Source organism: Pseudomonas sp. 8Z (assembly GCF_902506535.1).
GTDB lineage: Bacteria > Pseudomonadota > Gammaproteobacteria > Pseudomonadales > Pseudomonadaceae > Aquipseudomonas.
This window is the reverse complement of the sequence record NZ_LR733824.1, coordinates 862232-888635: the sequence shown is the minus strand read 5'-3', so window position 1 is coordinate 888635 and position 26404 is coordinate 862232. Positions and strand designations below refer to the sequence as shown.

The window sequence follows — 26404 nt, the reverse complement described above, 5'->3', positions numbered from 1 at the left end:
CTCCTCAACTTACCAGGCGACGCTGGAACAGCTCGCGGAATACCGGATAAATGTCTGCCGCTGACACCAGTTGCTGCTGGGCGAAGCTGTCGGCGAAGGCTTCGGCCACTCGTTCGTATTCGAACCACAGCGCCTGGTGCTCGCGTGGGGTGATTTCGACATAGGTGAAATACTGCACGAACGGCATGATCTGGTTGATCAGGATGTCGCGGCAGGTTGGTGAGTCGTCGTTCCAGTTGTCACCGTCGGAGGCTTGGGCGGCGTAGATGTTCCATTCGTTGATTGGGTAGCGCTCGGCCATGATCTCCTGCATCAGCTTGAGTGCGCTGGAGACGATGGTGCCGCCGGTTTCGCGGGAGTAGAAGAACTCCTCCTCGTCCACTTCCTTGGCGCTGGTGTGGTGGCGGATGAATACCACGTCGATCTTGTCGTAGTTGCGCTTGAGGAACAGGTACAGAAGGATGAAAAAGCGTTTGGCTACGTCCTTCGTGGCCTGGGTCATCGAGCCGGAAACGTCCATCAGGCAGAACATGACGGCCTTGGAGCTGGGGTTGGGCTGCTTGGTCAGCAGGTTGTACTTGAGGTCGAAGGTGTCGAGGAAGGGCACGCGGTGGATGCGTGCGCTAAGGCGCTCGATCTCTTCCTGAATGCTCTGAATATCACCAAAGTTGTCTGGCTCTTCACGGCGCAAGCGTTCCAGCTCGGCTTTGGCTTCACGCAGTTTGGCGCGGCTGGAGCCGGACAGGGCGATGCGCCGGGCATGGGCCGAGCGCAGGGTGCGGATGATATTGATGCGTGAGGGGTTGCCCTCGCTGCTGATACCCGCGCGTACCGTCTTGAAGGTATCGGCGCCGGTCAGATGGCGCTTGACCAGATTCGGCAACTCCAGATCCTCGAACATGAAATCGAGGAATTCCTCCTGGGTGATCTGAAAGACGAACTCATCCATGCCTTCGCCAGAGTTGCTCGCCTTGCCGCTGCCGCGTCCGCCACCACCGCCTTGTGGGCGAGGGATGCGTTCGCCGGTGGTGAATTCCTTGTTGCCGGGGTGGACGATGGTTTGCTTGCCGCCCCGACCGTGATGCAGCACCGGCTCGTCGATATCGCGGCCGGGAATGCTGATCTGCTCGCCGTGCTCCATGTCGGTGATGGAGCGTCGGCTGACGGCTTCCTCCACCGCTTTCTTGATGTGTTCACGGTAACGCCGCAAAAAGCGCTGGCGGTTCACCGTGCTTTTGTTTTTGCCATTGAGGCGTCGGTCGATCACGTAGCTCATGACATCTCCTTCGAACCTGTTCAGAGCCTGCTGCGCGTCGGCCCTGCTGCGTTGAAAACAGGTTCGGACTGCTCATTTACAGCTCGTAAACTCCGCGTCCTCACCTGTTTACGCCTTGCAGTGCTCTAGCTCGCGAGGCTTTGAACAGGTTCTTGCCCGCCCGTAGCCACAGGCAGGCAGCGAATGACCCGGCGCGGGCGGCGCCGGACAGGGCTTACTGAGACTTGCGAACCCGCAGATACCACTCCGACAGCAGGCGCACCTGCTTCTCGGTGTAGCCGCGCTCGACCATGCGTTTGACGAAGTCGTTGTGCTTTTGCTGATCCTCTTTGCTGCCTTTGGCATTGAAGCTGATGACCGGGAGCAGATCTTCGGTGTTGGAGAACATTTTCTTCTCGATCACCACACGCAGCTTCTCGTAGCTGAGCCAGGTCGGGTTTTTGCCATTGTTGTTGGCACGGGCGCGCAGCACGAAGTTGACGATCTCGTTGCGGAAATCCTTCGGGTTGCTGATGCCAGCCGGCTTCTCGATTTTCTCCAACTCTTCGTTGAGCGCTACACGGTTGAGGATCTCGCCGGTTTCCGGGTCGCGGTATTCCTGATCCTGAATCCAGAAGTCGGCGTACAGCACGTAGCGGTCGAAGATGTTCTGCCCGTATTCGCTGTAAGACTCCAGATAGGCCGTCTGAATCTCCTTGCCGATAAACTCGATGTAGCGCGGCGCCAGGTATTCCTTGATGTAGCGCAGATAACGCTCGCGGACCTCGGCGGGGAACTGTTCCTGTTCGATCTGTTGCTCCAGCACGTAAAGCAGGTGCACTGGGTTGGCCGCGATTTCGTGTGGGTCGAAGTTGAACACCTTGGACAGGATCTTGAAGGCGAAGCGCGTGGATAGACCATTCATGCCTTCATCGACACCGGCGCTATCGCGGTATTCCTGAATGGACTTGGCTTTCGGATCGGTGTCCTTGAGATTCTCACCGTCGTAGACGCGCATCTTCGAATAGATGTTGGAGTTTTCCGGTTCTTTCAGACGGCTGAGTACCGAGAACTGGGCGAGCATTTTCAAGGTGTCCGGCGCGCAGTGGGCCTTGGCCAGCGAACTGTTGATCAGCAGCTTGTCGTAGATGCGGATTTCATCGTTGACGCGAAGGCAGTAGGGGACCTTGACGATGTAGATACGGTCGATGAAGGCCTCGTTGTTCTTGTTGTTGCGGAAGCTGTGCCATTCCGATTCGTTGGAGTGGGCCAGCAGGATGCCGCTGTAGGGAATCGCGCCGAGGCCTTCGGTGCTGTTGTAGTTGCCTTCTTGAGTCGCGGTCAGCAGGGGGTGCAGCACCTTGATCGGCGCCTTGAACATCTCGACGAACTCCATCAAGCCCTGGTTGGCTCGGCACAGCGCGCCGGAGTAACTGTAGGCGTCAGCGTCGTTCTGCGGAAACTCTTCCAGCTTGCGGATATCCACCTTGCCCACGAGCGCGGAGATGTCCTGATTGTTTTCGTCGCCAGGCTCGGTCTTGGCTACGGCGATCTGGTTGAGGATCGACGGGTAAAGCTTGACCACGCGGAACTGGCTGATGTCACCGCCGAACTCCTGCAGGCGCTTGGTGGCCCAGGGCGACATGATCGAGTTGAGGTAGCGGCGCGGGATGCCGTAGTCCTCTTCGAGGATGGCGCTGTCCTCGGCGGCATTGAATAGCCCTAACGGTGATTCGAATACCGGTGAGCCCTTGATGGCGTAGAAGGGCACCTTTTCCATCAGTTGTTTGAGTTTTTCGGCCAGTGACGATTTACCGCCACCAACTGGGCCGAGTAGATAGAGAATCTGTTTCTTTTCTTCCAGACCCTGGGCTGCATGGCGGAAGTAGGCAACGATCTGGTCGATGCATTCTTCCATGCCGTGGAAGTCGGCGAAGGCGGGATAGCGGCGTATCACCTTGTTGGAGAAGATACGCGACAGCCGTGGATCGCCGGAAGTATCCAACAGCTCCGGTTCGCCAATGGCCATCAGCAGGCGCTCGGCCGCGGTGGCGTAGGCACTGCGATCCTGCTTGCACAGTTCGAGGTACTCCTGCAGCGAGTACTCCTCCTGGCGGGTCGCCTCGAAACGTTGTTGGAAGTGACTGAAAATGCTCATGACTTCACCTCGCTCGATGCTGGATGCTGGCGTGGGTCGTCGGGCGAGTAGGCGCTGGGTAACTCCGGCTGAAGGTTGGCCGGGATGAATCCCCCAAATCCTAAAGATCGTTACCGATGGCCCAATGTCGGTTGGCCGACTCTATCTTGCTACGGATGGCCTGAGTAAGAGAATAGTTCTTTCTGGCCTGGGTCAAGGGCATGACAACTATAAGAGATTGTTACCGCCTCTCGGTAAATGGCTGCAGGCCAGAGCTGGTAAGGCTTGCAGCCAATTAAAAATTATTCTTCGCCGCCTTGGGCAATTTCAGTTGGATAGGTGGCGTGCCATAGCTCGAAGCCGCCATCAAGGCTGTACACCTCGGAAAACCCCTGGCCGACCAGATAGGCTGCTGCACTCTGGCTGGAGTTGCCGTGGTAGCAGGAGACGATCAGTGGAGCGTCTAGGTCGGCATGGGTGATGAAGTCGTGCAGGGAGTGATTGTCCAGATGGCGCGAGCCTGCGATATGGCCGTTGGCGAAGCTGTGTGGGTCGCGGATGTCGACCACCACGGCGCCTTTCTCGCGCAGTGTTTGGGCTTGTTGGGGGGATATACGCTGAAATTCGCTCATTGAGTGCCTCTGAGAGAGTCGTGTTCTAGGCCCGAGGGCAGGTGCAACGATGATGTTCGCCGCTGTCGACGTTGAGCAGGGTCATGGCGCCGCCCCATACGCAGCCAGTATCCAGCGCATAGATGCCGGGCTCTTGGCAGTTGCCTTCGAGTGCGGCCCAGTGGCCGAAGATGATCTTTTCGCCGCGCGTCTTGCGTTGTGGATGGCTGAACCAGGGGGCGAAGCCTGGCGGCGCACTGCCAATGCCCTCTTTGCTCTTCAGATCCAGGGTGCCATCGGCCTTGCAGAAACGCATGCGCGTGAAGTAGTTGGTGATTACGCGTAGGCGTGTGACGCCGTGCAGCTCCTTGTTCCATTTGGCCGGTTCATTGCCGTACATGCCGTCGAGAAACAGGGGCAGGCGGGTGTCGTCGCGTAGGGCTTGCTCGACCTCGGCGGCGCGGCGCAGTGCCTTATTCAGCGTCCATTGCGGTGGAATGCCAGCGTGAACGAGGGTGACCTGGCGCTCGGCGTCGTGGTGCACCAGTTTTTGTTGGCGTAGCCAGTCGAGCAGGTCATTGCGATCCGGTGCGTCGAGAATCTCGCGCAGGGTGTCGCCCTTTTTCAAGCGCTCGATGTTGTGCGCCACGGCCAGCAGGTGCAGGTCGTGATTGCCCAGCACGCAGGTCACTGCATGGCGGATGGAGAAAAGAAAACGCAGTGTCTCGAGTGATTCCGGGCCGCGATTGACCAGATCGCCGACCAGCCAGAGCTGGTCGTGTGCAGGGTCAAAGGCGACTTGTTCAAGCAGGCATTTGAGCGGTTTCAGGCAACCTTGTAAGTCGCCGACGGCGTACACCGCCATCAGTGCAGCGCTCCGGGTACTGCTAGACGAAAGGGGGCGATGGTGGCGTCGAAGCGTTTGCCGTCTTCGGCGAGCATCTGGTAGGTGCCCTGCATAGTGCCGACCTGAGTGGTCATCACCGTGCCGCTGCTGTAGGTGTGATTGGCGCCGGGCTCGATATGTGGTTGCTGACCGACCACGCCGGCGCCGCGCACTTCCTGCACCCGGCCGTCACCGTCGGTGATGATCCAGTGACGTGAGAGCAATTGGGCGGGTATCTCGCCGTTATTGGCGATGGTGATGGTGTAGGAAAAGGCGTAACGGTTTTCTTCTGGCTGCGATTGTGCGGCCAGATACCGGGTGGTGACGCTGACGTCGATCTGATAACGAGGGTCGGACATGCAGGAAACTCTTCAAGCCTGTTGGCAGTTTAGACCTGGCTGGCGGCCTGGTGCGCGGCAAGTTGATCGGCCAGGCGCACGAAGGCGGCCAAGTCGAGTTGTTCCGGGCGCAAGCTGCCATCGACACCGGCGGCCTCGATGGCGTCGGCCGGCAACAGTTGCTTGAGGGTATTGCGCAGGGTCTTGCGCCGCTGATTGAAGGCTTCGCGCACCACGCGTTCGAGTAGGTGCGGGTCTTGCGCCGGATGCGGCAGTGTTTCGTGCGGCACTAGGCGGACGATGGCCGAGTCCACCTTGGGCGGCGGATTGAAGGCGCCAGGGCCGACATTGAACAGATGCTCAACGCGGCAGTGGTATTGCACCATGATCGACAGGCGGCCCCAGTCACCGCCGCCAGGTTCGGCAGCCAGGCGCTCGACCACTTCCTTCTGCAACATGAAGTGCATGTCGCGAATCACCGGCGCATTGTTCAGCAGGTGGAATATCAGCGGTGTGGAGATGTTGTAGGGCAGGTTGCCGACTACGCGCAGGCTGTGTGGTGCCGCATTGAGACGGTCAAAGTCGAATTTCAGCGCATCGCCCTGATTGAGGATAAAGCGCGGATTGTCGCCGAACTTAGCTTGCAGAATGGGGATAAGGTCGAGATCCAGCTCGATCACGTCGAGCTGTGCGCCGCTGCCCAGAAGGCCTTCGGTCAGTGCGCCCTGGCCTGGCCCGATTTCCAGCAGGCGCTCGCCTTCCTTGGCGCGAATGGCGCGCAGGATGCGATCAATCACGCCGGCATCGTGGAGAAAGTTCTGGCCGAAGCGCTTGCGCGCACGGTGTTGGTATTCGGACATGGAGCAGCTCCAGGCTTCAAGCTGCAAGCGTCAGGCAAGAGCGTAAAGCGAAAAGATAAAGAGGCGAAGCTTATCAGTTGAGGCTGTCCCCGGCACCCATGCTGGGCAACTTGCGCCTTCAACTTGTGGCGCGAGGCTTGCTGCATGTAGCTGCTGCCATCTGGTACGCCGTTTCCAGGGCAACGCGCAGACTGCCGGTGTCGATCTGGCCGGTACCGGCTAGATCCAGCGCTGTACCGTGATCGACCGAGGTACGGATGATTGGCAGGCCCAGGGTGACGTTCAGGGCGGCGCCGAAACCTTTGTACTTGAGTACCGGCAGGCCTTGGTCGTGATACATCGCGAGGACCGCGTCGGCATTCTGTAGGTATTTGGGGGTGAACAGCGTATCGGCTGGTAGTGGGCCGATCAGGTTCATGCCCTCCGCGCGCAAGCCTTCCAGAGTCGGCTCGATGATTTCGATTTCTTCGCGACCCAGGTGGCCACCTTCGCCTGCATGGGGGTTGAGCCCGCAGACCAGAATGCGCGGTTTGGTGATACCAAACTTGCTTTGCAGATCGGCATGGAGGATGCGTGTGACCCGCTGCAGGCGTTCGGCGCTGATGGCCGCGGCAACATCCTTGAGCGGCAGGTGAGTGGTCACCAGTGCCACGCGCAGTCCGTGGGTGGCCAGCATCATGACGACCTGCTCGGTTGCCGTCAGCTCGGCGAGAAACTCGGTGTGCCCGGAGAAGGCAATGCCTGCCTCGTTGATTACGCCTTTGTGCACGGGCGCGGTGATCATCGCCGCGAAGGTGCCGTCCAGGCACCCCTGGCCTGCGCGGGTCAGCGTCTGCAGCACATAGCTGGCATTGGCGCGGTTCAGTTGTCCGGCTGCGCAGGTCTGCGCCATGGCTGTATCCCAGACATAGAGGCTGCCTGCGGGCGCTGGTCTGTCGGGCCAGTGCTCAGGGCCTGTCTCGATCAGTTCGATGTTCAGTGACAGTTGTGCTGCGCGTGACGCCAGTAACTGACGACTGGCGATGGCTACAAGAATCTCAGGCTGCGCCTCGCGGGCCAGCAGCAGGCAGAGGTCGGGGCCAATGCCGGCAGGCTCACCAGGGGTCAGGGCAAAGATCGGAGCGGCACTCATGGCGTATCTCGGTGGCTGGGCGTGTCAGGCAGTTTAATCTGCCTGTGGCCATAACGAAAAAGCCCGGCGCAGGCGCCGGGCTTTTGTGTTCACTACGGCCTATAGCTTGACTTCGACATAGGCCTCATCGCGGATCTGGCGTAGCCAGGTCTGCAGCTCTTCGTCGTATTTGCGGTTGCGCAACAAGTTGGCCGCTTGCTGTTTGCGGAACTCCTCGCTGTTGTCGGTCGCGCGGCGGCCAAGCACTTGCAGGACATGCCAGCCAAAAGGCGTCTTGAACGGCTTGGACAACTCACCGCTAGGGGTGTTGTTCATGACCTGGCGGAACTCGGGTACCAGCGCGCTCGGGTCGATCCAGTTGAGATCGCCGCCGTTGAGGGCCGAGCCGGGGTCTTCGGAGTAGCTTTTCGCCAGTTCCGCGAAGTCTTCGCCGGCAAGGATGCGCTGGTAAAGGCGCTCGACCAGGCGCTGGGTTTCTTCTTCGCTACGGATTTCGCTTGGCTTGATCAGGATATGGCGCACATGCACCTCGTCCCGTACCTGAGTGTCGCCACCGCGCTTCTCGACCAGCTTGAGGATGATGAAGCCGCCGGGGGTGCGAACCGGTTCGGTCACTTCACCCGGCTGCAGCGAGTTGAGCATGGTGTCGAAGGGAGGCGGCAGTTGACCTGCCTTGCGCCAGCCCATCTCGCCGCCTTCCAGGGCGTTTTCGCTAGCCGAATGGGCGACGGCCAGTTGAGCGAAGTCGGCGCCTTGTCGTAGTTGTTTATAGATGTCCTGAGATTGGCGATCGGCTGCCTGGATCTCGCTGGACGAGGCTGCTTCCGAAACCGGAATCAGGATGTTGGCCAGGTGGTACTCCTCCGACAGTTGCATTTTGCCGAGGTCGGAGGCGAGGAAGTTTTGTACTTCCTGGTCGGTAACCTGAATACGCTCAGCAACGCGACGCTGGCGCACGCGGCTGATGATCATTTCTCGGCGGACCTGATCGCGAGCATCTGCATAGGACAGGCCATCGCGGGCCAGCGCTGCGCGGAATTGTTCGAGCGACATGCCGTTACGCTGGGCAATGGTGCCCATCGCTTGGTTCAGTTCTTCATCGCTGATACGAATGCCGGAGCGGTCGCCGATCTGTAGCTGAATGTTCTCGATGATCAGGCGCTCAAGTACCTGCTGGCTCAGCACATTTTCGGGTGGCATGGCGCCGCCGCGCTTGGCGATGGTTTGTTCGACATCACGCAGGCGTGCATCGAGTTGGCTTTGCATGACCACGTCGTTATCGACGATGGCCACTACACGGTCCAGCGGGCGAACTTCGGCATGCGCCGTTGCCGCCAGTAGCGCTGCGCCCAACAGCAGGGGGCGCAGGTAATCAGAAAGCTTGGTCTTCACGTTCACGGTAACCTTGAATGCCTTGGTCGAGGAAAGTTTCCACCTTGTTGCCGATAACGCCGCCGAGTCCCTTGAAGACGATCTGCAGGAAGATGCCGCGGTCGGCTTCGTCGTTACGCGACGGGTTGAGGCTGACTTCGTCGTAGTCGACCCAGTAACGGTTGATCAGGCGCAGTTTCCAGCAGCAACTGTCGTACTCGAAGCCGCCGAAGGCTTCCAGCGTACGGTTGCGGTTGTAGTCGTACTGCCAGCGCGAAATTACGCTCCACTGCGGAACCAGCGGCCAGATGACGGAGAAGTCATGCTGGCTGATCTTGTAGTAGTCCTTGATGTAACCCGCAGTGCCAGGTGTGCCGTAGTCGCCACCAAAGCGCCACTGACCACTTGCCTGGTCGTATCGTACGGTGTCGTTGCGGTAGCGATAGCCCAGGTTGACCACCTTGTTCGGGTTGTCTTCCGGCTGGTAGTGGAACATGGCGCTACCTGAGCGGGTGCTGCGCTGATCCGGGTCCCAGTTGAAGGTGGAGTTCAGGCGCCAGTCACGGTTGAAGCGGTATTGGTATTCGAGAGCGTAGGGCGAAACGTCAGCCGTGGCGTCCTCGCGGGTGCGATAGTCGATACCCGGCATCTGCACTTTGCGGTCTTCGAAATAGAACGCCTGGCCGATGCTGAAGCGCTGACGCTCGAAGCCGTTCGGTTCGATCCAGCGGCTGGTCACACCCAGCGACAGCTTGTTTTCGTCGCCGATGCGATCTTTACCGGTGAAGCGGTTTTCACGCCATAGCGAGCCATAGCTGAAGGTGCTTTCACTGGTGTCGAACACAGGGATGTCGGTTTGGTCTTCTTCAGGCGCGTATAGATAGAAGGCGCGCGGCTCCAGGGTCTGGCGGTAGTCCTTGCCGAACAGTTGGGTGTTACGGTCGAAGTACAGGCCGCTGTCAACGCTGAACAGGCCCAGGCCGCGGTTTTGGCTGCTGCTGTAATTTTGACCGAAGAAGAAGTCGTTTGGATTGGCCTGGGCCAGGTCTCTCTTACCTTGACTATCCAGAGTCAGGTCGTAGTTGGTCTGCAGGTACTTAATCTTCGGCGTTATGAAGCCCCAGCTTGAAGTCATCGGCAGACTGACCGACGGCTCCAGATGCAGGCGCTCACCATTGGCGCGGGCCAGGCCGCGGACTCGGGCGTCATACCACTGCTCTGGGTTGCCATCCTTGTTGATATAGTTGCCGTCGCGCAGGCTACGGTCGAACTTCACGAACTCGGTGGCATAGGCGAAATTCAGGCCGCCCGGCTCGAAGGGCAATTTGCCGTTAAGCGTTAATTGCGGCAGACGATCATACGGGGTGATGTCGGTGATCGTCGTCAACTCGTAAGACTGCAGGTTCAGTTTGGCGGTGTAGCTGTCGCCGCGGTAGGTGAGCGTGCCGCGTTGATCGACGTAGGAGCCGTTGTCGATCCCCAGGTCGCTGTTCAAGTCCTGGAAGTAGTACGGGTCGCTGATGTCGGTGTAGTCGACCTCGGCGAGCAGGCGCGAATCGAGGCCTTGCTTGTGCTGCCAGCTATACATCCAGCGCTGGTCGGCGTATTCCGACTGCAGTTTGCGCTCGTCTTCCTCGTCGTTGAGCCATGCGCCGCCAACTTGGCCTTCGCTGCTCTTGGTCAGGTAGCGGAACTCGCCTTCCATGAGCAGGCCGCGCTTGGTCATGTAGGTCGGGTACAGCGTGGCGTCGTAGTTCGGCGCCAGGTTGAAGTAGTACGGCGTTTGCAATGCAAAACCGGTGTCGCTCGCCGTGCTGAAGCTTGGCGGCAGGAAACCGGATTGACGGCGATCATCGATCGGGAAGTAGATGTACGGGGTGTAGAACACCGGAATGTCTTTGACCCGTAGCGTCACGTTGGTTGCGGTGCCGAAGCCGGTTGCCGGATTCAGCGTGACGTTGTTGCCCTTCAGGTGCCAGGCATTGTCACCCGGTTCACAGCGGGTGTAGGTGCCATCCTTGAGGCGGATGATCGCGGTTTCTTCACGTTTGGCGTACAGCGCACTGCCGCGTACATGCGCTTGGTGCAGCACGTACTCGGCGTTGTCGATCGTAGCTTCGCCGTTGTCGAGTTGCAGGTCGGCACGATCACCGACAACCAGCATGCCTTTGTCGCGCAGACGGACATTGCCGACCAGTTCGCCACGATTTTCCGCCTGGTGCAGGCTGGCTTCGTTGGCTTCGACTTGCATGCCGGACTGGCGCAGTACGACATCGCCGGCCAGGGTTGCCACCTGCTGTTCCTGCTCGTAGCGCGAGGCTTTGGCCGAGACGAACATGGGGGCTTCATTCAGCGGCGTGGTGTCGTCCATGCCGGGGCGCAGTGGCTCGACATAGGCACCAGCGCAATAAGGGCCTGCTTCTGCCAATTGCGCTGCGGTCAGCTTGTCACGCGGAACCCAGTCGATGTGGCTGTAGTCAGCACTGCGTGAGGCCAGGGCTCGCCCCTTGCTCTCTGTGACCAGTGTTGGCCCAGCCTCCTGCTTGGCGGTCGCCTCGGCTGCCGGTGTTCCAGGCGCGCTGACGGCGTCACGGCTGTGTACCGGGCGCGGAGGTAGAGTGCTAGCTGCGCTTTTGGGGGCACAGGCCCAGCCACCGGTGGGCGACGCCGAGCAGTCGTATTGCTCTGCGGCGAACGCCTGTAGGCTGAAGGCGGGCTGTAAGGCCAGGAGGCTGCCGGTAACCAGCAGCGGGAACTTCTTGCGAAACGCGGGGTGTTTGACTGCCATCTTGTTAGTCCGGGCTTCCTGCGCGCTATCGGCCCAGGGGCCGCACGCCTCTCGATGGGCTGAAAAAGATGCTGGATAATAAAGCATGACCCGCGCAACGGCTAGCGCCGTCGGAGACCCCTAGATGTCCGAACACGATGTACGTCTGCAACACCTGCAAGCCTGGCTTGCCGAGCAATTGCCCATTCTGTTTGCTGCACGCGGCTGGGGTGAGGTTCCCGAGGCCGAACTGACGCCTGCCAGCAGCGATGCCAGTTTCCGCCGTTATTTTCGTTGGCAGGCCGGTGAACGCAGCTTGATTCTGATGGACGCGCCGCCGCCTCAGGAAAATTGCGCGCCCTTCGTGCGAATCGCTGCCTTGCTGGCCGGCGCCGGTGTGCATGTGCCCGAGGTGTTGGCGGCTGATCTCAAGCAGGGCTTTCTGATCCTCGATGATCTGGGGCGTCAGACCTACCTAGACGTGATCGGTGGAGACAATGCCGATGCCCTATTCAATGACGCCATCGAGGCTTTGCTGTTGCAGCAGCGCCTGCCGCTTGACGGCGACTTGCCGCATTACGATGAAGCGCTGCTGCGCCGCGAATTGCAGTTATTCCCCGAGTGGTATGTGCAGCGGCATCTTGGCCGCAGCTTTACGCCTGAGCAGGAGGCAGCCTGGCAGCGGATCAGTCGCTTGCTGATCGACAGTGCGCTGGCGCAGCCCAAGGTGCTGGTGCACCGTGACTTCATGCCGCGTAATCTGATGCAGAGCACGCCTAACCCCGGCGTGCTGGATTTTCAGGATGCCGTCTATGGCCCGGTGACCTACGACATCACCTGCCTGTTCAAGGACGCATTCTTGAGCTGGCCCGAGGCGCGGGTACGAAGCTGGCTGCAGGACTACTGGCAGCGCGCCGGGCAGGCCGGTATTGCGGTGCAGTCGTCACTGGATGAGTTTCTGCGTGCCAGCGACCTGATGGGCGTGCAGCGTCATCTGAAAGTAATTGGCATCTTCGCGCGCATCTGTCATCGCGACGGCAAGCCCAAATACCTGGGCGACGTGCCGCGCTTCTTCGCCTATATCCAGGCGGTGCTGGCGCGCCGGCCCGAATTGGCCGAGCTCGGTGAGCTGCTGGCCTGCCTCTCCGTAGATGAGGTTCGCTCATGAAGGCGATGATTCTTGCAGCAGGCAAGGGCGAGCGTTTACGGCCATTGACTCTGCATACACCGAAACCTCTAGTGAAGGCGGCAGGTGTGCCGTTGATCGAATATCACGTGCGGGCCTTGGCCGCTGCTGGTTTCACCGAGTTGGTAATCAACCACGCTTGGCTGGGGCAGCAGATTGAGGACTACCTTGGCGATGGCGCGCGCTTCGGTGTACGCATTGCCTATTCGCCGGAGGGCGAGCCGCTGGAGACCGGCGGTGGCATCTGCAAGGCGTTGCCGCTGCTGGGCGCTGCCCCGTTTGTTGTGGTCAACGGCGATATCTTTACCGACTACGCTTTCGCCGAGCTGCGTCGGCCTCTGACTGGGCTGGCGCACTTGGTCTTGGTGGATAACCCGGTGCACCACCCGCTGGGTGATTTCATCCTGCGCCAAGGCCAGGTGCAGGATGCCGAGGCAGACGGCGAACGCCTGACCTACAGCGGTATCGCCGTACTTAGCCCTGAGCTGTTCGTCGGCTGCCAGCCAGGTGCGTTCAAGCTTGCTCCGTTGCTGCGTAAGGCGATGGCGGCGGATCAGGTCAGTGGTGAGCGACATGTTGGGCGCTGGATCGATGTCGGTACCCATGAGCGCTTGGCCGAGGTCGAGCAACTATTGATGGAGTCCGCTTAGGTGTTGTGGCCGGTAACGGTGTTGGGTGCGGCAGCAGGCTGGGCGCTGGCCAGCATTCCGGGTGCTTTGCTGGGCGGCTTGCTCGGTCAGGTGCTTGATCGACGCTTGCGTCTGCATGATTGGCATGCCTTGCGTGAGCGCTTGGGCGGGCGCCATGCCGCAATTGATGACGAACTGCTGTTTGTCATGCTCGGGCGCCTGGCCAAAAGTGGTGGGCGTGTCGTGCCGAGCCACATTCAACAGGCTCGCTCGGAGATGCAGCGCATGGGCCTGGACGACGTGGCGCAGCGTCGCGCCATCGATGCTTTCGCCCGTGGCAAGACTGGCCGTGACAACCTGCGTGCGCCCTTGCAGCGTCAGCGTGAGCGGGCCGAGGCTTTGCTCAGGGCTTGCTGGCGCATGGCTTGGGTTGATGGTCGGGTGGCGCCCAGTGAACATGAGCTGATCCGGCTTTGGGGCAAGTGGTTGGGCTGGGACGCGGCGCGCGTTGAGCGCTTGGGCGAGGAATATGCACCCAAGCGCAGCCAGCAGCCGACGTCGGCGGGTGGGAGTTATCAGGAGGCGCTGCGCCTGCTGGGCGTGACCGCGGATGCCGAGCCGGAGGTGATCAAACGTGCCTACCGACGTTTGCTCAGTCGCCATCACCCGGACAAGCTGGTTGGTTCCGGGGCGTCGCCCGAGCGTATCCGCGAGGCCACCGAAATCACCCGGCAATTGCAACAGGCCTATGCGTTGATCCGTCAGCGCCGTGGGCTGCGCTGATGCGCTAGCTCAGCTTGCGCAGGTGCTGCTTTAGCCAGCCGCGTAGGCGGCGATAGAGCTGTTCCTGTTCGACCGCACGATTGCCCGGCAGGGCTTTCATGGCGACCTGTATATAGGTGGGCAGCTTGGCACGCTTACTGGCCTGCAGACGCTTGAGTGCTGCATTGCGCTCCTCGACCTGATCTCTGTAGTAGAAGTCGCCAACTGCCACCGGCAGTTGTGTCACCAGTTCGTCCAGCGGCGGCGTGAAGCCTGCCGGTACTGTAGGCGCCACCATCAACAGGTTTTGTACCGAGGCCGGCTTGCGTTCGTTGAGGTAGCGAATCGCCCAATAAGCGCCACTGCCATGCCCCAGCAAGACGATATGTATTGACTCTTGCTGCTTGGCAAACTCGATGGCGGCGTCGATGCGTGCCATCACCCGTTCGGCGTGTGCGTCGCGGCGCTCCTGTGGGCTGGGGATGGTGGGGGTATTGCTGGCCGCTTCGGCTGGGGGCGACGCTTCGCCATTGGCTTTGGCTGAAGGTTCTGTCGGCGGATTCGTGCTGTTCTCGGCAGGTGTCGGGGTGGTGCTGCGCGGTGGCAGAGGGTCGCCGTCCGGGTCGGGTAGGGTCAGGCTCAGGCTATTCCAGCCGCTGTCAGGCAGCTTGCGTCGTAATGGGCCGATGACCTGGGCATCGTTGGCATTTTCCATATCTGCGGGCAGTAAAATGATCGCGCCTGTCGGCTCGCCGACATTGGCCGGCAGCCATAGGGCGAGAAAGCTTTCCTGGTTGGCTTGCAGCATCTGCTGTTCGCGTTTGTCCAGGCGTTGCTCCAGTGCTTGCGTTTCGCTGACGCTACGCTCCGGCAGGGGCTGGCGCTCATTCTCGGGGGGTGTTGTGGCATCGGCGGGTGTTGCGCTGTTGACCGGCGCTGATTCCTGGGCCCAGGCCGAGGCGCTGATAAGCAGGCATAGGCCGAGCAGGGCAGGCGAGGTGGCGCGCATCGAGGATTCTCCAAAATTTCTTTGTCTGAGCCTAATGCCGAGCGCTGTGTTTGTCAGGCGGTGATCCTTGGTCTGGGTTAACTTAGGCTGTCGCGCTTGTGGATTCGCCCCGTCTATGAAGTCTCTTCTCGCCCTTATTTTCCCGCTCTGGTTGCTGCTGGGTGGCTTGCCTGCTTGGGCTGAGTCCAACCGAATGTCGCTGCGGCCGACCTTTGATGCCGAGCAGCAGGCTTGGCTGGCGGCTCATCCGGTGCTGCGTGTCGGGCTGGTACGGCAGGCGCCCTGGGTGCAGATGGAGCGCAATCGGCATCTGTCTGGCGCCAATGTTGAATTGATGCAGCGTTTGCTCGATGGCATGGGGGTAACGCCTGACTGGCGCCTCTACTCATCGCTCGATGCACTGGAGCAGGCTGTGCAGGCCGGTGAGGTGGATCTGGCGCCGGGTATGCAGCAGACGCCTGCCGGGTTGCGCCTGTGGCATTACTCCATGCCGTACCTGCGTGTCCCGCATCTGGTGGTCGGTGAGCCCAGTGGTAGCGGCTCTGTGGAACTGGATCAACTCGCGTTGGAGCAGTTGGTGGCCGTGCGTGCGCCCAGTCAGGCGGCGGACTACCTAGAGCGCACGCACAGCAATCTGCGTCTGATGAAGCTCGGTACCGAGCGCGCGGCCTTGCAGCGAGTGCTCAATCAAGAGGCTGACTACGCCGTGCTAGATGAGGCCAGCTTGAGCCTGTTGCTGCGCGAATCGCGCTTCGCGAATTTGCGTATCGTCGGCGATATCGGCTTGCCGCAACTGCTGCGCCTGGCTTCGCGCATCGATGCCCCGGAACTGGCAGCCATTGTCGATCGCACCTTACAAGCCATGCCTGCGCGAGAACTGGAAGACCTGCGTGAACGCTGGCTGCCGCTGCGTTATCCGCAGATGAGCGACTTTGTCGGCTTCTGGAAAACCATCACCCTGTTCTTCTGCCTGATGCTGTTGATCGGCGGCACGGCGCTTTATCGCCAGCGTCAGCAAACGCGCTTGTTGGAGCGTGACCTGCTCAGCGCGCGTGGTGAGCTTGATCATCACCAACAGGCCGCCGAAGCGCTGCGCCTGAGCCAATTTTCCATTGACCACAGCACGGTCGGCATTCTTTGGGTCAACTGGGACAGCCATCTGCGCTACGCCAACCGAGCGGCTGAGCGCATGCTCGGTTATCCCGCGGGCAAATTGGTGGACAAGCCTTTGAGCCATCTTGAGCCCGGCCTGGACATGGATCGCTGGTTGAATCTGTGGCGGCGTGTGCGCGAGCAGGATGATGCGGTCGCCAGCTTCGAAATCGATTGCCTGCGCGCCGATGGCAGCCGGATGCCGACTGACGTATCGCTGAGCTTTCTGCGTTATCGCCAAGCCGAGTACCTGGTGGTGTTTCTCAGTGATGTCACTGAACGCCGTCGCGCCCGCGCGGCGCTGGAAGAGAGCGAGGCGCGCTTCAAGGGGATTGCCGGCAATGTGCCGGGTCTGGTTTTCCGCCTGGAGCGGGCCGGGCCTGGGCAGGTGGTCAATTTCGCCTATATCAGCGAGGCCAGTCAGGAAATGCTCGGCTGGCCTGCGCACGAGTTGCAGCGTGAGGATCGTGGTATTCGCAGTCTGGTGCACCCGCAGGATCTGCACAGCTACCTCAACAGCCAAACCTTGGCCTTAGAAGGCGAGAGCGACTGGTATTGGCAAGGGCGCATCCTGACCGCCGAGCAGGAGGTGCTGTGGGCTGATATTCGTACCACCGCGCGTTCACTTGGCGGCGGTCGGGTGGTGTGGGACGGCATTCTCTGGGATATCACCGAGAACAAGCTGGCCGAACTGGCCCTGGCCGACTCGCGAGCGCGCTTGCGCGATTTGTCGGCGCACCTGGAGAGCGTGCGCGAAGAAGAAAAAGCGCGTATCGCCCGCGAAGTGCATGACGAACTGGGGCAGGTGCTGACCGTGCTCAAGCTGGAAACGGCCATGTGTGAATTGGCCTGTGCCGGGCAGATTCCGGCTCTTGATGAGCGCCTGGCCAGCATGAAGCGCCTGATTGCGCAGCTCTTCCAACTGGTGCGCGATGTGGCCACGGCGCTGCGCCCGCCGATTCTCGATGCCGGTATCGCTTCGGCAATCGAGTGGCAGGTGCGGCGTTTCGAGGAGCGTACGCAGATTCCCTGCCTGGTGAGCGTGCCGGAGCAACTCGTGGAACTGCCTGATGCGCAGGCCATTGGCCTGTTCCGTATCCTGCAGGAGGCGCTTACCAACGTCATGCGTCATGCCGGCGCGCACAGCGTCGAGGTGCGCTTGTGCTGGGAGGGGGACAGCCTGTGCTTGTCGGTCATCGATGACGGCAAGGGTTTCGACCCAGCATTGCGCAAGCCAGGACAATCGTTCGGCCTGGTTGGTATGCAAGAACGCATGCTCATGCTTGGCGGTCAGTTGCAGATTGACAGCCAACCGGGCGAGGGCACTACGCTGTGCGCGCGCATAGCGGTCAATGAGGAGGTATCGGCGTGATTCGGGTTCTGGTGGCCGAAGACCACACCATCGTGCGGGAAGGCATCAAGCAACTGATCGGCATGGCGCGCGATCTTGAAGTGGCGGGGGAAGCGAGCAACGGCGAGCAACTGCTTGAGGTGCTGCGTCGTACACCGTGCGATGTGGTGTTGCTGGATATCTCCATGCCTGGCGTCAACGGCTTGGAGGCCATTCCACGAATTCGTGCACTGAGCGAGGCGCCGGCGATTCTGGTGCTGTCGATGCATGACGAAGCGCAGATGGCGGCGCGTGCGCTCAAGGCCGGGGCTGCCGGTTACGCGACCAAGGACAGCGATCCGGCGCTGTTGATCACTGCCGTGCGCAAGGTCGCCAGCGGCGGTCGTTATATCGACCCGGCACTGGCCGACCGCATGGTCTTCGAAGTGGGCCTGACCGATTCGCGCCCGCCCCATGCGCAACTGTCCGAGCGTGAGTTCTCGGTGTTCGAGCGCCTGGTGCGCGGTGAGGGCGTCAACGATATCGCCCTGCACCTGGCCGTGAGCAACAAGACCGTGAGCACCCACAAGGCGCGCCTGATGCAGAAGCTCGGCGCGCATTCGGTGGCCGATCTGGTGCGCTACGCCATGGAGCATCGTCTGGTCTGAGAGCTGGCTCTGTGGGAGCGGCTGGCCGGCATTTTGCTTCAGCCGCGATTGGCTAGAGAACGCGAAGCTTCGCGGCTAAAGCCGCTCCCACACTTCGTGGGGGACTCGAAAGCCGTGGGTGGATGACGCTCTTTTCATTCACCGTTGCGATATGGGTACATCCGCATGGGCGGACATGAAAAGCGCTGTCCACCCTACTCATGGATTAGCCATGGGGTGCCTTCGATAACCGACACGATCACTCGGAATTTGTAGGGCGATCCCTACACGAGATTCTCCGCCCGCCTGATATCAGCTTGTCATCCCGCCCGATTTTTCACCTTTGCCTTGGCGGCCTACTCTTGGTTCATCGGCCTGAGACAAGAACAAGGGTGTGGTGTGATGGCAAACGATGTACTGGTGAGCTTCCGCGGCGTGCAGAAGAGCTACGACGGCGAAACGCTGATCGTCAAAGACCTCAACCTGGATATCCGCAAGGGCGAGTTTCTGACCCTGCTCGGCCCGTCCGGTTCCGGCAAGACCACCAGCCTGATGATGCTGGCCGGTTTCGAAACGCCGACCGCTGGCGAGATCCTGCTCGATGGACGCTCGCTGAACAAACTGCCGCCGCACAAACGCGATATCGGCATGGTGTTCCAGAACTACGCGCTGTTCCCGCACATGACCGTGGCGGAGAACCTTACCTTCCCCCTGAGCGTGCGTGGTATGTCGCGCACCGACATCAGTGAGCGGGTCAAGCGCGCCCTGTCGATGGTGCAGCTCGATAATTTCCGCAATCGTTATCCGGGCCAGCTTTCCGGTGGCCAGCAGCAGCGCGTGGCGTTGGCCCGCGCACTGGTGTTCGAGCCGCAACTGGTGCTGATGGACGAGCCGCTCGGCGCGCTGGACAAGCAGTTGCGCGAGCACATGCAAATGGAGATCAAGCATCTGCACCAGAGCCTGGGCGTCACCGTGGTCTACGTGACCCACGATCAGGGCGAGGCACTGACCATGTCTGACCGTGTGGCCGTGTTCCATCAGGGCGAAATCCAGCAAATCGCGCCGCCGCGCGAACTCTACGAAACCCCGCACAACACCTTCGTCGCCCAGTTCATCGGCGAGAACAATCGTCTGGCGGGGGAACTGCTCAGCCGCGATGGCGAGCAGTGCGTGGTGCGCCTGGCGCGCGGTGAAGAAGTGCGCGCCATGGCGGTCAACGTCGGCGCCGTCGGCGAGGCGGTGAGCCTGTCGATTCGCCCCGAGCGTATCCGTCTCAACGGTCATAGCGAGAACTGCCCGAATCGTTTCTCCGGGCGCATTGCCGAATTTATCTATCTGGGCGATCACGTGCGTATCCGCATGGAGGTCTGCGGCCAATCCGATTTCTACGTCAAGCAACCGGTGGCCGAGCTGGACTCGACCCTGGCGGTTGGTGACCTGGTTCCGCTCGGCTGGTCTGTCGAGCATGTCCGCGCGCTGGATCCACTCCAAGCCGAGTGAGCCGTTCGCGCAGTGCTTCACCTTTACCCGTAACACAGAGGAGCTGATAAGAATGACGAAAACCCTGAAGCTCGCGGCATTGGCCCTGGGCGTTAGCTGTGCAATGCCGGCACTGGCGGTGGATCTGACAGCGGTTTCCTTCGGCGGCGCGAACAAGGCGGCGCAGGTCAAGGCGTTCTACGAACCCTTCGAGAAGGACACCGGCAACAAGGTGATCGGCGGCGAATACAACGGTGAAATGGCCAAGGTCAAAGCCATGGTCGACACCCGCAGCGTGAGCTGGGATCTGGTCGAGGTGGAGTCACCGGAACTCGCGCGTGGCTGTGATGAAGGTCTGTTCGAGGAACTCGACCCGGCGCAGTTTGGCGATCAGTCCAACTTCATCGATGGCGCCATCCAGCCGTGCGGCGTCGGCTTCTTCGTCTGGTCCACCGTACTGGCTTACAACGCCGACAAACTCAGCGCGGCGCCGACCAGTTGGGCCGATTTCTGGGACGTGCAGAAATTCCCAGGCAAGCGTGGTCTGCGCAAGGGCGCCAAGTACACCCTGGAATTTGCCCTGATGGCTGACGGCGTGCCGGTCAAGGACGTGTACAAGGTGCTGGCCACCAAAGAAGGCCAGGATCGTGCGTTCAAGAAGCTCGACGAGCTGAAGCCGAACATCCAGTGGTGGGAAGCTGGCGCCCAGCCGCCGCAGTACCTGGCTTCCGGTGACGTGGTGATGAGTTCCGCGTACAACGGCCGTATCGCTGCCGTACAAGCCGAGAGCAACCTGCAGGTGGTGTGGAACGGCGGCATCTACGACTTCGACTCCTGGGCCATCCCGCGTGGTGCCAAGAACGCCGAAGCGGCCAAGGAATTCATCGCCTATGCGGTCAAGCCTGAAGCGCAGAAGACCTACTCGGAAAACATCGCCTACGGCCCGGCCAACAAAAAGGCCATCGAGCTGCTGGCGCCGGAGCGTCTTAATCTGATGCCGACCACGCCGGACAACATCGCCAACCAGGTGGCTATCGACGTGACCTTCTGGGCTGACTATGGCGAGCAGTTGGAGCAGCGTTTCAACGCCTGGGCCGCGCGTTAAGTCGCCTATCCGGCCCCGCCCTGCGGCGGGGCCGTCTGAATTTTCTTCTTGCTTGCGGAGTTGTCCATGGCCGCCGTACTGCCTGCCAACGATTTGCCTGGGCTGAGCCTGAAGCAGCGTCTGGCCCGTGCCGAGCGTTTCAATCGTCTGAAGTCCAAGGCGCTGATCCTGCCGCTGTTGCTGTTCCTTTTCCTGACTTTCCTGCTGCCCATCGGCGCCTTGCTGCTGCGCAGCGTGGATAACCCGGAAGTGGTCGGCAGCCTGCCGCGTACCGTCGAGGCGATTGCCGCCTGGGATGGCCGCGGCTTGCCGGAGGAGGCGGTGTATCGGGCGATTGCCACGGATATCGCCGAGGCGCGCCGCAATCAGAGCCTGGGCGATCTGTCCAAGCGCCTGAACATGGAGCTGGCAGGTTTCCGTAGCCTGGTCAGCAGCACCGCACGCAAGTTGCCGCTACGTGAAGAGCCGACTTCTTACCAGACCGCCTTCCTCGATATGGATGAGCGCTGGGGCGATCCCGCCTATTGGCAGGTTATTCGCCGCAATGCCTCGTCGGTGACGCCGTATTACCTGCTGGCCGCGCTCGATCATCGCATCGATGACCTCGGTGAACTGGCCCAGGCTACGCCGGATCAGGCCATTTATCTGGATATTTTCGCCCGCACCTTTTGGATGAGCCTGGTCATCACCGCCATCTGTCTGGTGCTGGCTTATCCGCTGGCGTACCTGCTGGCGAACCTGCCGACCCGTTCCGGCAACCTGCTGATGATTCTCGTGCTGCTGCCGTTCTGGACGTCGATTCTGGTGCGGGTTGCGGCCTGGATCGTGCTCTTGCAGTCCGGCGGTCTGATCAACACCGCGCTGATGTCGCTGGGCATCATCGAGCAGCCGTTGCAACTGGTGTTCAACCGCAGCGGCGTTTACGTGGCCATGGTGCACATCATGCTGCCGTTCATGATCCTGCCGATCTACAGCGTGATGAAGGGCATCTCGCCCAGCTATATGCGCGCGGCGGTGTCGCTCGGTTGCCACCCGTTCGCCAGCTTCTGGCGGGTGTACTTCCCGCAGACTCTGGCCGGTGTCGGTGCCGGTTGCCTGCTGGTGTTCATCCTGTCGATTGGCTACTACATCACCCCGGCGCTGCTGGGCAGTCCGAACGACCAGATGATCAGCTACTTCGTCGCCTTCTACACCAACACCACCATCAACTGGGGTATGGCCACTGCTCTCGGCGGCCTGCTGCTGGCTGCGACGCTGGTGCTCTACGTGGTGTATAGCTGGCTGGTTGGCGCCAGCAAACTGCGGCTTGGCTAAAAGCGGTCTGCATCTGATGACCCTCGCCCATTTATGGGAGAGGGTGCCCGAAGGGCGGGAGAGGGTGCTTGTTTTTGCACCACTGCTTCTCGGTAACCGAACTCGGGAGAATGGCGCAAAAGAGCGCCCTCTCCCCCAGCCCCTCTCCCGCAAGCGGGAGAGGGGAGCTAAACGCTCAAGTGGAGTAATGCCCCATGCTCAGCCCCTATATGTCGCCCATCGAGCGCCTCTGGTACTACGGCCTGCGCCTTATCTGCGCTCTGGTGCTGCTGTTTCTGATCCTGCCGGTGCTGGTGATCGTGCCGCTGTCGTTCAACTCCGGCACCTTTCTGGTCTACCCGCTGCAGGGCTTCTCGCTGCGCTGGTACGAAGACTTTTTTATGTCCGCCGACTGGATGCGTTCGCTGAAGAACAGCCTGATCATCGCCCCGGCGGCGACCATGCTGGCCATGGGCTTCGGCACTCTGGCGGCCATCGGCCTGACCCGTGGCGAGTTTCGCGGCAAGGCGCTGGTGATGAGCCTGCTGATCTCGCCGATGATCGTCCCGGTGGTGATCATCGGTGTCGCCAGCTACCTGTTCTTCGCGCCGCTGGGCCTGGGTAACAGCTACCTGTCGCTGATTTTGGTGCACGCGGTGCTCGGCGTACCCTTCGTCATCATCACCGTGTCGGCTACGCTGCAGGGCTTCAACCACAACCTAGTGCGTGCCGCCGCCAGTCTCGGCGCCTCGCCAATCACCACCTTCCGCCGGGTGACCCTGCCGCTGATCGCGCCGGGGGTGATTTCCGGCGCGCTGTTCGCCTTCGCCACCTCGTTCGATGAAGTGGTGGTGACGCTGTTTCTCGCCGGCCCCGAGCAGGCCACCCTGCCACGGCAGATGTTCAGCGGCATCCGCGAGAACCTGTCACCGACCATCGCCGCCGCCGCCACCCTGCTGATCGGTTTCTCGGTGCTGCTGCTGCTGACCCTGGAGTGGCTGCGCGGGCGTAGCGAGAAGCTGCGCACTTCGACGCCGGAATAGAACGTCGCGGTTGCATGAATGAGGCCTCGCCTGGGAAACCGGCGGGGCCTTTTGCTATGAGGCGAATTGGCGCGTCTGATCCCGTAGCGCTGTCAGATAGCCATTGAGCCGTTACAATGCGCGCCACCGTGACTCAAGCCCTCAGAGGTGCGCCATGCAACCCTTCGCCATCGCCCCGTCGATCCTTTCCGCTGACTTCGCCCGCCTGGGCGAGGAAGTGGACAACGTACTCGCCGCTGGCGCCGACATCGTCCATTTCGATGTCATGGACAACCACTACGTGCCCAACCTGACCATCGGCCCAATGGTCTGCGCGGCGCTGCGCAAGTACGGCATCACCGCGCCCATCGACGCGCACCTGATGGTCAAACCGGTGGATCGCATCATCGGCGACTTCATCGAAGCGGGCGCCAGCTACATCACTTTCCACCCGGAAGCGTCCGAGCACATCGACCGCTCCCTGCAACTGATCAAGGCCGGCGGCGCCAAGGCCGGCCTGGTGTTCAACCCGGCCACCCCGCTGGACGTGCTCAAGTACGTGATGGACAAGGTCGACATGATCCTCTTGATGAGCGTCAACCCTGGCTTCGGCGGGCAGAAGTTCATCCCCGGCACCCTCGACAAGCTGCGTGAAGCGCGCGCGCTGATCGATGCTAGCGGCCGCGAGATTCGCCTGGAAATCGACGGCGGCGTCAACGTGCAGAACATCCGCGAGATCGCCGAGGCGGGCGCCGACACCTTCGTCGCCGGCTCGGCGATCTTCAACCAGCCGGACTACAAGGCGGTGATCGACGCCATGCGTGCCGAACTGGCCCAGGTGCGTGGATGAAACCGCTGCGCGTGTTGTGCGGCGGCGAGCTGCCGCGCCTGGTGATGTTCGACCTGGACGGCACGCTGATCGACTCGGTGCCGGATCTGGCCGAGGCCATCGACCGCATGTTGGTCGAGCTGGGCCGTACGCCGGCTGGTGTCGAGAAGGTGCGTGATTGGGTCGGTAATGGCGCGCGGGTGCTGGTGCGTCGCGCTCTGGCCGGTGGTCTGGATCATTCGGCAGTGGGCGAGGCCGAGACGGAAGAGGCGCTGGCGCGCTTTCTCGATATCTATGCCGACTGTCATCACCTGACTGCGCTCTACCCAGGTGTACATGAACTGCTCGAAGCGCTGAGCACGGCGGCTGTCGAGCTTGCGGTGGTCACCAACAAGCCGGAGCGTTTCGTCGCGCCGCTGCTGGAGCAGGTCGGCCTCGGTGGGTACTTTCGGTGGATCATCGGCGGTGACACCCTGCCGCAGCAAAAGCCCGACCCGGCGGCGCTATTGCAGGTGATGCGCTTGGCTGATGTTACCCCGGCGCAATCGCTGTTCGTCGGCGACTCGCGCAATGATGTACTGGCTGCCCGCGCTGCTGGCGTGCCTTGCGTGGCGGTGAGCTACGGCTATAACCATGGCCGCCCGATTGCCGAGGAAGAGCCGCAACTGCTGGTCGATAGTCTCGCCGAACTGCTCTGACACATCTCCAGTTGTGCCATTCGGCTTTCGTAGGAGCGGATTTATCCGCGAAACGGGCAATTAAGATCGCGGATAAATCCGCTCCTACCAAGCTAGCGCTTTGCCCCGCTTGCAGCGTTTGGCGTGTAGCTGCTAACGTGCCCGCTCTCCTTATTCCCCGCCTGTCGAGATGCTTTTGTGGTGGTTACCTGCAAACTCTGGATGAAAGTGATCAAGGCTCTGGCCCGTTGGCGCTGGCGCGCTTGATCTCGTCCTGCCGCCGTGCGCGGCCCGTCTGCATCTGACCGATTTCCCGAGCCACGAGGCTAATCATGACCCACGAAGAATTCCTGCGTTTGGCCGCTGAAGGCTACAACCGCATTCCGCTCGCCTGCGAAACCATCGCCGACTTCGACACGCCGTTGTCGATCTACCTGAAACTGGCTGACGCGCCCAACTCCTACCTGCTCGAATCCGTGCAGGGTGGCGAGAAATGGGGGCGCTACTCGATCATCGGCCTGCCGGCGCGCACCGTGCTGCGTGTGCAGGGGCACGAGGTTGTGATTACGACCGATGGTGTCGAGGTCGAGCGCCACACCAGCCGCGACCCGCTGGCGTTCGTCGAGCAGTTCAAGGCGCGCTACAAGGTGCCGACCATCGCCGGTCTGCCGCGTTTCAACGGTGGCCTGGTCGGTTACTTCGGCTATGACAGCGTGCGTTATGTGGAGCCCAAGCTGGCTGATGGCGTGAATCCCGACACGCTGGGCACGCCGGATATCCTGCTGATGGTGTCCGATGCGGTGGTGGTGTTCGATAACCTGGCCGGCAAGATGCACGCCATCGTGCTGGTCGATCCGGCTGAGCCTGATGCTTTTGCACAGGGGCAGGCGCGTCTGCGTGATGTGCTGCTCAAGCTGCGTCAGCCGATCACCCCGCGTCTGGGCGTGGATCTGGCCGCTGCGCAGGGCGAGGAACCGGCGTTTCGTTCCAGCTACAGCAAGGCTGACTACGAGGCGGCGGTCAACTCCATCAAGGAGTACATCCTGGCCGGGGACTGCATGCAGGTGGTGATTTCCCAGCGTATGTCGATCCCGTTCACGGCGGCGCCTATCGATCTGTACCGCGCGCTGCGCTGTATCAATCCGACGCCTTATATGTACTTCTTCAATTTCGGTGACTTCCATGTGGTCGGCAGCTCGCCGGAAGTGCTGGTACGTGTCGAAGATGGCCTGGTCACCGTGCGCCCCATTGCCGGTACGCGCCCGCGTGGCGCCACGGAAGAGGCCGATCTGGCGCTGGAGCAGGATCTGCTCGCCGATGCCAAGGAGGTCGCCGAGCACCTGATGCTGATTGATCTGGGCCGCAACGATACGGGTCGCGTATCGCAGGTCGGTTCAGTCAAGCTGACCGAGAAAATGGTCATCGAACGCTACTCCAACGTCATGCACATCGTTTCCAACGTCACCGGTCAGCTCAAGCCCGAACTGTCGGCGATGGACGCACTGCGCGCGATCCTGCCGGCCGGCACCCTGTCCGGTGCGCCGAAAATCCGCGCCATGGAAATCATCGACGAGCTGGAGCCGGTCAAGCGTGGCGTCTACGGCGGCGCGGTTGGTTATTACGCCTGGAACGGCAACATGGACACCGCCATCGCCATTCGCACCGCGGTGATCAAGGACGGCGAACTGCATGTACAGGCTGGCGCGGGCATCGTTGCCGATTCGGTGCCTGCGTTGGAATGGGAAGAAACCCTGAACAAGCGCCGCGCCATGTTCAAGGCCGTGGCCTTGGCGGAGCAGGGCTCGCGCTGATCCGAGCGCATAACGAAAAGGGCAGCTCAGCAGGCTGCCCTTTTCGTTTCCGCTGCCTGGGGATCGCGCTCCACCCAGGCTACAAACCGTAAGGTGGACGACGCTGTATCCGTCCA

21 protein-coding genes and 1 pseudogene are annotated in these 26404 nt (G+C 61.2%); 12 read left to right on the top strand and 10 right to left on the bottom strand.

The annotated features are described in order from the left end of the window. Positions 1-4 precede the first annotated feature (4 nt). The 9 genes from AERO9A_RS04085 to AERO9A_RS04045 form a co-directional block, all read right to left on the bottom strand. Complete coding sequence (locus tag AERO9A_RS04085; protein ID WP_159970625.1) at positions 5-1276, bottom strand: YeaH/YhbH family protein; 1272 nt, start codon at positions 1274-1276, stop codon at positions 5-7. Positions 1277-1490: 214 nt separating this feature from the next. After that, entirely contained in the window at positions 1491-3413 is a 1923-nt protein-coding gene (locus AERO9A_RS04080; RefSeq protein WP_159970624.1) for a PrkA family serine protein kinase, read from the bottom strand. Between the two features lie 281 nt (positions 3414-3694). Next, positions 3695-4024, bottom strand: coding sequence for a thiosulfate sulfurtransferase GlpE (glpE, locus tag AERO9A_RS04075; RefSeq protein WP_159970623.1), 330 nt, complete (start codon positions 4022-4024; stop codon positions 3695-3697). A 25-nt stretch (positions 4025-4049) separates the two neighbouring features. Next, a complete protein-coding gene (locus AERO9A_RS04070; protein WP_159970622.1) occupies positions 4050-4868 on the bottom strand; it encodes a symmetrical bis(5'-nucleosyl)-tetraphosphatase in 819 nt (272 codons plus the stop codon). Further along, positions 4868-5248, bottom strand: coding sequence for a Co2+/Mg2+ efflux protein ApaG (apaG, locus tag AERO9A_RS04065; RefSeq protein WP_159970621.1), 381 nt, complete (start codon positions 5246-5248; stop codon positions 4868-4870). Before apaG ends, AERO9A_RS04070 begins: the two co-directional genes overlap by 1 nt. A gap of 29 nt (positions 5249-5277) precedes the next feature. Further along, a complete protein-coding gene (gene rsmA / locus AERO9A_RS04060; protein ID WP_159970620.1) occupies positions 5278-6087 on the bottom strand; it encodes a 16S rRNA (adenine(1518)-N(6)/adenine(1519)-N(6))-dimethyltransferase RsmA in 810 nt (269 codons plus the stop codon). A 118-nt stretch (positions 6088-6205) separates the two neighbouring features. Then, complete coding sequence (gene pdxA, locus AERO9A_RS04055; RefSeq protein WP_159970619.1) at positions 6206-7219, bottom strand: 4-hydroxythreonine-4-phosphate dehydrogenase PdxA; 1014 nt, start codon at positions 7217-7219, stop codon at positions 6206-6208. 99 nt (positions 7220-7318) lie between these two features. Further along, positions 7319-8611 (bottom strand): peptidylprolyl isomerase SurA, encoded by a 1293-nt coding sequence (surA, locus tag AERO9A_RS04050; RefSeq protein ID WP_159970618.1) that lies wholly within the window; start codon positions 8609-8611, stop codon positions 7319-7321. After that, positions 8592-11378: an LPS-assembly protein LptD gene (locus tag AERO9A_RS04045; RefSeq protein ID WP_159970617.1), complete on the bottom strand. Its 2787-nt coding sequence runs from the start codon at positions 11376-11378 to the stop codon at positions 8592-8594. Before AERO9A_RS04045 ends, surA begins: the two co-directional genes overlap by 20 nt. 124 nt (positions 11379-11502) lie before the next feature. Here AERO9A_RS04045 and AERO9A_RS04040 point away from each other — a divergent pair, with 124 nt between their 5' ends. The 3 genes from AERO9A_RS04040 to AERO9A_RS04030 are packed head-to-tail and all read left to right on the top strand — an operon-like array spanning position 11503 to position 13955. Beyond that, the gene (locus AERO9A_RS04040) at positions 11503-12525 is read left to right on the top strand and encodes an aminoglycoside phosphotransferase family protein (RefSeq protein ID WP_159970616.1); all 1023 of its coding nucleotides are present in this window, start codon (positions 11503-11505) and stop codon (positions 12523-12525) included. Continuing rightward, positions 12522-13193: an N-acetylmuramate alpha-1-phosphate uridylyltransferase MurU gene (gene murU, locus AERO9A_RS04035; protein ID WP_159970615.1), complete on the top strand. Its 672-nt coding sequence runs from the start codon at positions 12522-12524 to the stop codon at positions 13191-13193. The genes AERO9A_RS04040 and murU overlap by 4 nt, the downstream gene beginning before the upstream one ends. Next, positions 13194-13955, top strand: a complete 762-nt coding sequence (locus AERO9A_RS04030; protein ID WP_159970614.1) for a DnaJ domain-containing protein — start codon at positions 13194-13196, stop codon at positions 13953-13955. A 4-nt stretch (positions 13956-13959) separates the two neighbouring features. Here AERO9A_RS04030 and AERO9A_RS04025 read toward each other — a convergent pair whose 3' ends face one another. Then, positions 13960-14943, bottom strand: a complete 984-nt coding sequence (locus AERO9A_RS04025; RefSeq protein ID WP_159970613.1) for an alpha/beta hydrolase family protein — start codon at positions 14941-14943, stop codon at positions 13960-13962. Positions 14944-15058: 115 nt separating this feature from the next. Between AERO9A_RS04025 and AERO9A_RS04020 the strand changes: the two genes are divergently transcribed. The 9 genes and pseudogenes from AERO9A_RS04020 to trpE all read left to right on the top strand — a co-directional run bounded on the left by AERO9A_RS04020 (position 15059) and on the right by trpE (position 26288). Continuing rightward, the gene (locus AERO9A_RS04020) at positions 15059-17467 is read left to right on the top strand and encodes a PAS domain S-box protein (protein ID WP_159970612.1); all 2409 of its coding nucleotides are present in this window, start codon (positions 15059-15061) and stop codon (positions 17465-17467) included. Beyond that, the gene (locus AERO9A_RS04015; RefSeq protein ID WP_159970611.1) at positions 17464-18093 is read left to right on the top strand and encodes a response regulator transcription factor; all 630 of its coding nucleotides are present in this window, start codon (positions 17464-17466) and stop codon (positions 18091-18093) included. The genes AERO9A_RS04020 and AERO9A_RS04015 overlap by 4 nt, the downstream gene beginning before the upstream one ends. Positions 18094-18474: 381 nt before the next feature. Further along, positions 18475-19572: an ABC transporter ATP-binding protein gene (locus tag AERO9A_RS04010; RefSeq protein WP_159970610.1), complete on the top strand. Its 1098-nt coding sequence runs from the start codon at positions 18475-18477 to the stop codon at positions 19570-19572. Positions 19573-19624: 52 nt separating this feature from the next. After that, entirely contained in the window at positions 19625-20656 is a 1032-nt protein-coding gene (locus tag AERO9A_RS04005) for an ABC transporter substrate-binding protein (protein WP_159970609.1), read from the top strand. Between the two features lie 66 nt (positions 20657-20722). Next, entirely contained in the window at positions 20723-21970 is a 1248-nt protein-coding gene (locus tag AERO9A_RS04000; protein WP_159970608.1) for an ABC transporter permease, read from the top strand. Positions 21971-22164: 194 nt separating this feature from the next. Further along, positions 22165-22992 (top strand): ABC transporter permease, encoded by an 828-nt coding sequence (locus AERO9A_RS03995; protein WP_159970607.1) that lies wholly within the window; start codon positions 22165-22167, stop codon positions 22990-22992. A gap of 154 nt (positions 22993-23146) precedes the next feature. Further along, positions 23147-23821 (top strand): ribulose-phosphate 3-epimerase, encoded by a 675-nt coding sequence (gene rpe / locus AERO9A_RS03990; protein WP_012019851.1) that lies wholly within the window; start codon positions 23147-23149, stop codon positions 23819-23821. Further along, positions 23818-24488 (top strand): annotated as a pseudogene (locus AERO9A_RS03985) (phosphoglycolate phosphatase); the annotation flags it as partial. The gene rpe and the pseudogene AERO9A_RS03985, both read left to right, overlap by 4 nt. Positions 24489-24809: 321 nt before the next feature. After that, a complete protein-coding gene (gene trpE / locus AERO9A_RS03975; protein ID WP_159970605.1) occupies positions 24810-26288 on the top strand; it encodes an anthranilate synthase component I in 1479 nt (492 codons plus the stop codon). The last annotated feature ends 116 nt before the right edge of the window (positions 26289-26404 follow it).

Excerpts from the sequence above, each read along its gene's own strand:
- AERO9A_RS04085 (WP_159970625.1), bottom strand. The coding sequence starts at position 1,276 with ATGAGCTACGTGATCGACCGACGCCTCAATGGCAAAAACAAAAGCACG.
- AERO9A_RS04080 (WP_159970624.1), bottom strand. The coding sequence starts at position 3,413 with ATGAGCATTTTCAGTCACTTCCAACAACGTTTCGAGGCGACCCGCCAG.
- glpE (WP_159970623.1), bottom strand. The coding sequence starts at position 4,024 with ATGAGCGAATTTCAGCGTATATCCCCCCAACAAGCCCAAACACTGCGC.
- AERO9A_RS04070 (WP_159970622.1), bottom strand. The coding sequence starts at position 4,868 with ATGGCGGTGTACGCCGTCGGCGACTTACAAGGTTGCCTGAAACCGCTC.
- apaG (WP_159970621.1), bottom strand. The coding sequence starts at position 5,248 with ATGTCCGACCCTCGTTATCAGATCGACGTCAGCGTCACCACCCGGTAT.
- rsmA (WP_159970620.1), bottom strand. The coding sequence starts at position 6,087 with ATGTCCGAATACCAACACCGTGCGCGCAAGCGCTTCGGCCAGAACTTT.
- pdxA (WP_159970619.1), bottom strand. The coding sequence starts at position 7,219 with ATGAGTGCCGCTCCGATCTTTGCCCTGACCCCTGGTGAGCCTGCCGGC.
- AERO9A_RS04045 (WP_159970617.1), bottom strand. The coding sequence starts at position 11,378 with ATGGCAGTCAAACACCCCGCGTTTCGCAAGAAGTTCCCGCTGCTGGTT.
- AERO9A_RS04040 (WP_159970616.1), top strand. The coding sequence starts at position 11,503 with ATGTCCGAACACGATGTACGTCTGCAACACCTGCAAGCCTGGCTTGCC.
- murU (WP_159970615.1), top strand. The coding sequence starts at position 12,522 with ATGAAGGCGATGATTCTTGCAGCAGGCAAGGGCGAGCGTTTACGGCCA.
- AERO9A_RS04025 (WP_159970613.1), bottom strand. The coding sequence starts at position 14,943 with ATGCGCGCCACCTCGCCTGCCCTGCTCGGCCTATGCCTGCTTATCAGC.
- AERO9A_RS04020 (WP_159970612.1), top strand. The coding sequence starts at position 15,059 with ATGAAGTCTCTTCTCGCCCTTATTTTCCCGCTCTGGTTGCTGCTGGGT.
- AERO9A_RS04010 (WP_159970610.1), top strand. The coding sequence starts at position 18,475 with ATGGCAAACGATGTACTGGTGAGCTTCCGCGGCGTGCAGAAGAGCTAC.
- AERO9A_RS04005 (WP_159970609.1), top strand. The coding sequence starts at position 19,625 with ATGACGAAAACCCTGAAGCTCGCGGCATTGGCCCTGGGCGTTAGCTGT.
- AERO9A_RS04000 (WP_159970608.1), top strand. The coding sequence starts at position 20,723 with ATGGCCGCCGTACTGCCTGCCAACGATTTGCCTGGGCTGAGCCTGAAG.
- AERO9A_RS03995 (WP_159970607.1), top strand. The coding sequence starts at position 22,165 with ATGCTCAGCCCCTATATGTCGCCCATCGAGCGCCTCTGGTACTACGGC.
- rpe (WP_012019851.1), top strand. The coding sequence starts at position 23,147 with ATGCAACCCTTCGCCATCGCCCCGTCGATCCTTTCCGCTGACTTCGCC.
- trpE (WP_159970605.1), top strand. The coding sequence starts at position 24,810 with ATGACCCACGAAGAATTCCTGCGTTTGGCCGCTGAAGGCTACAACCGC.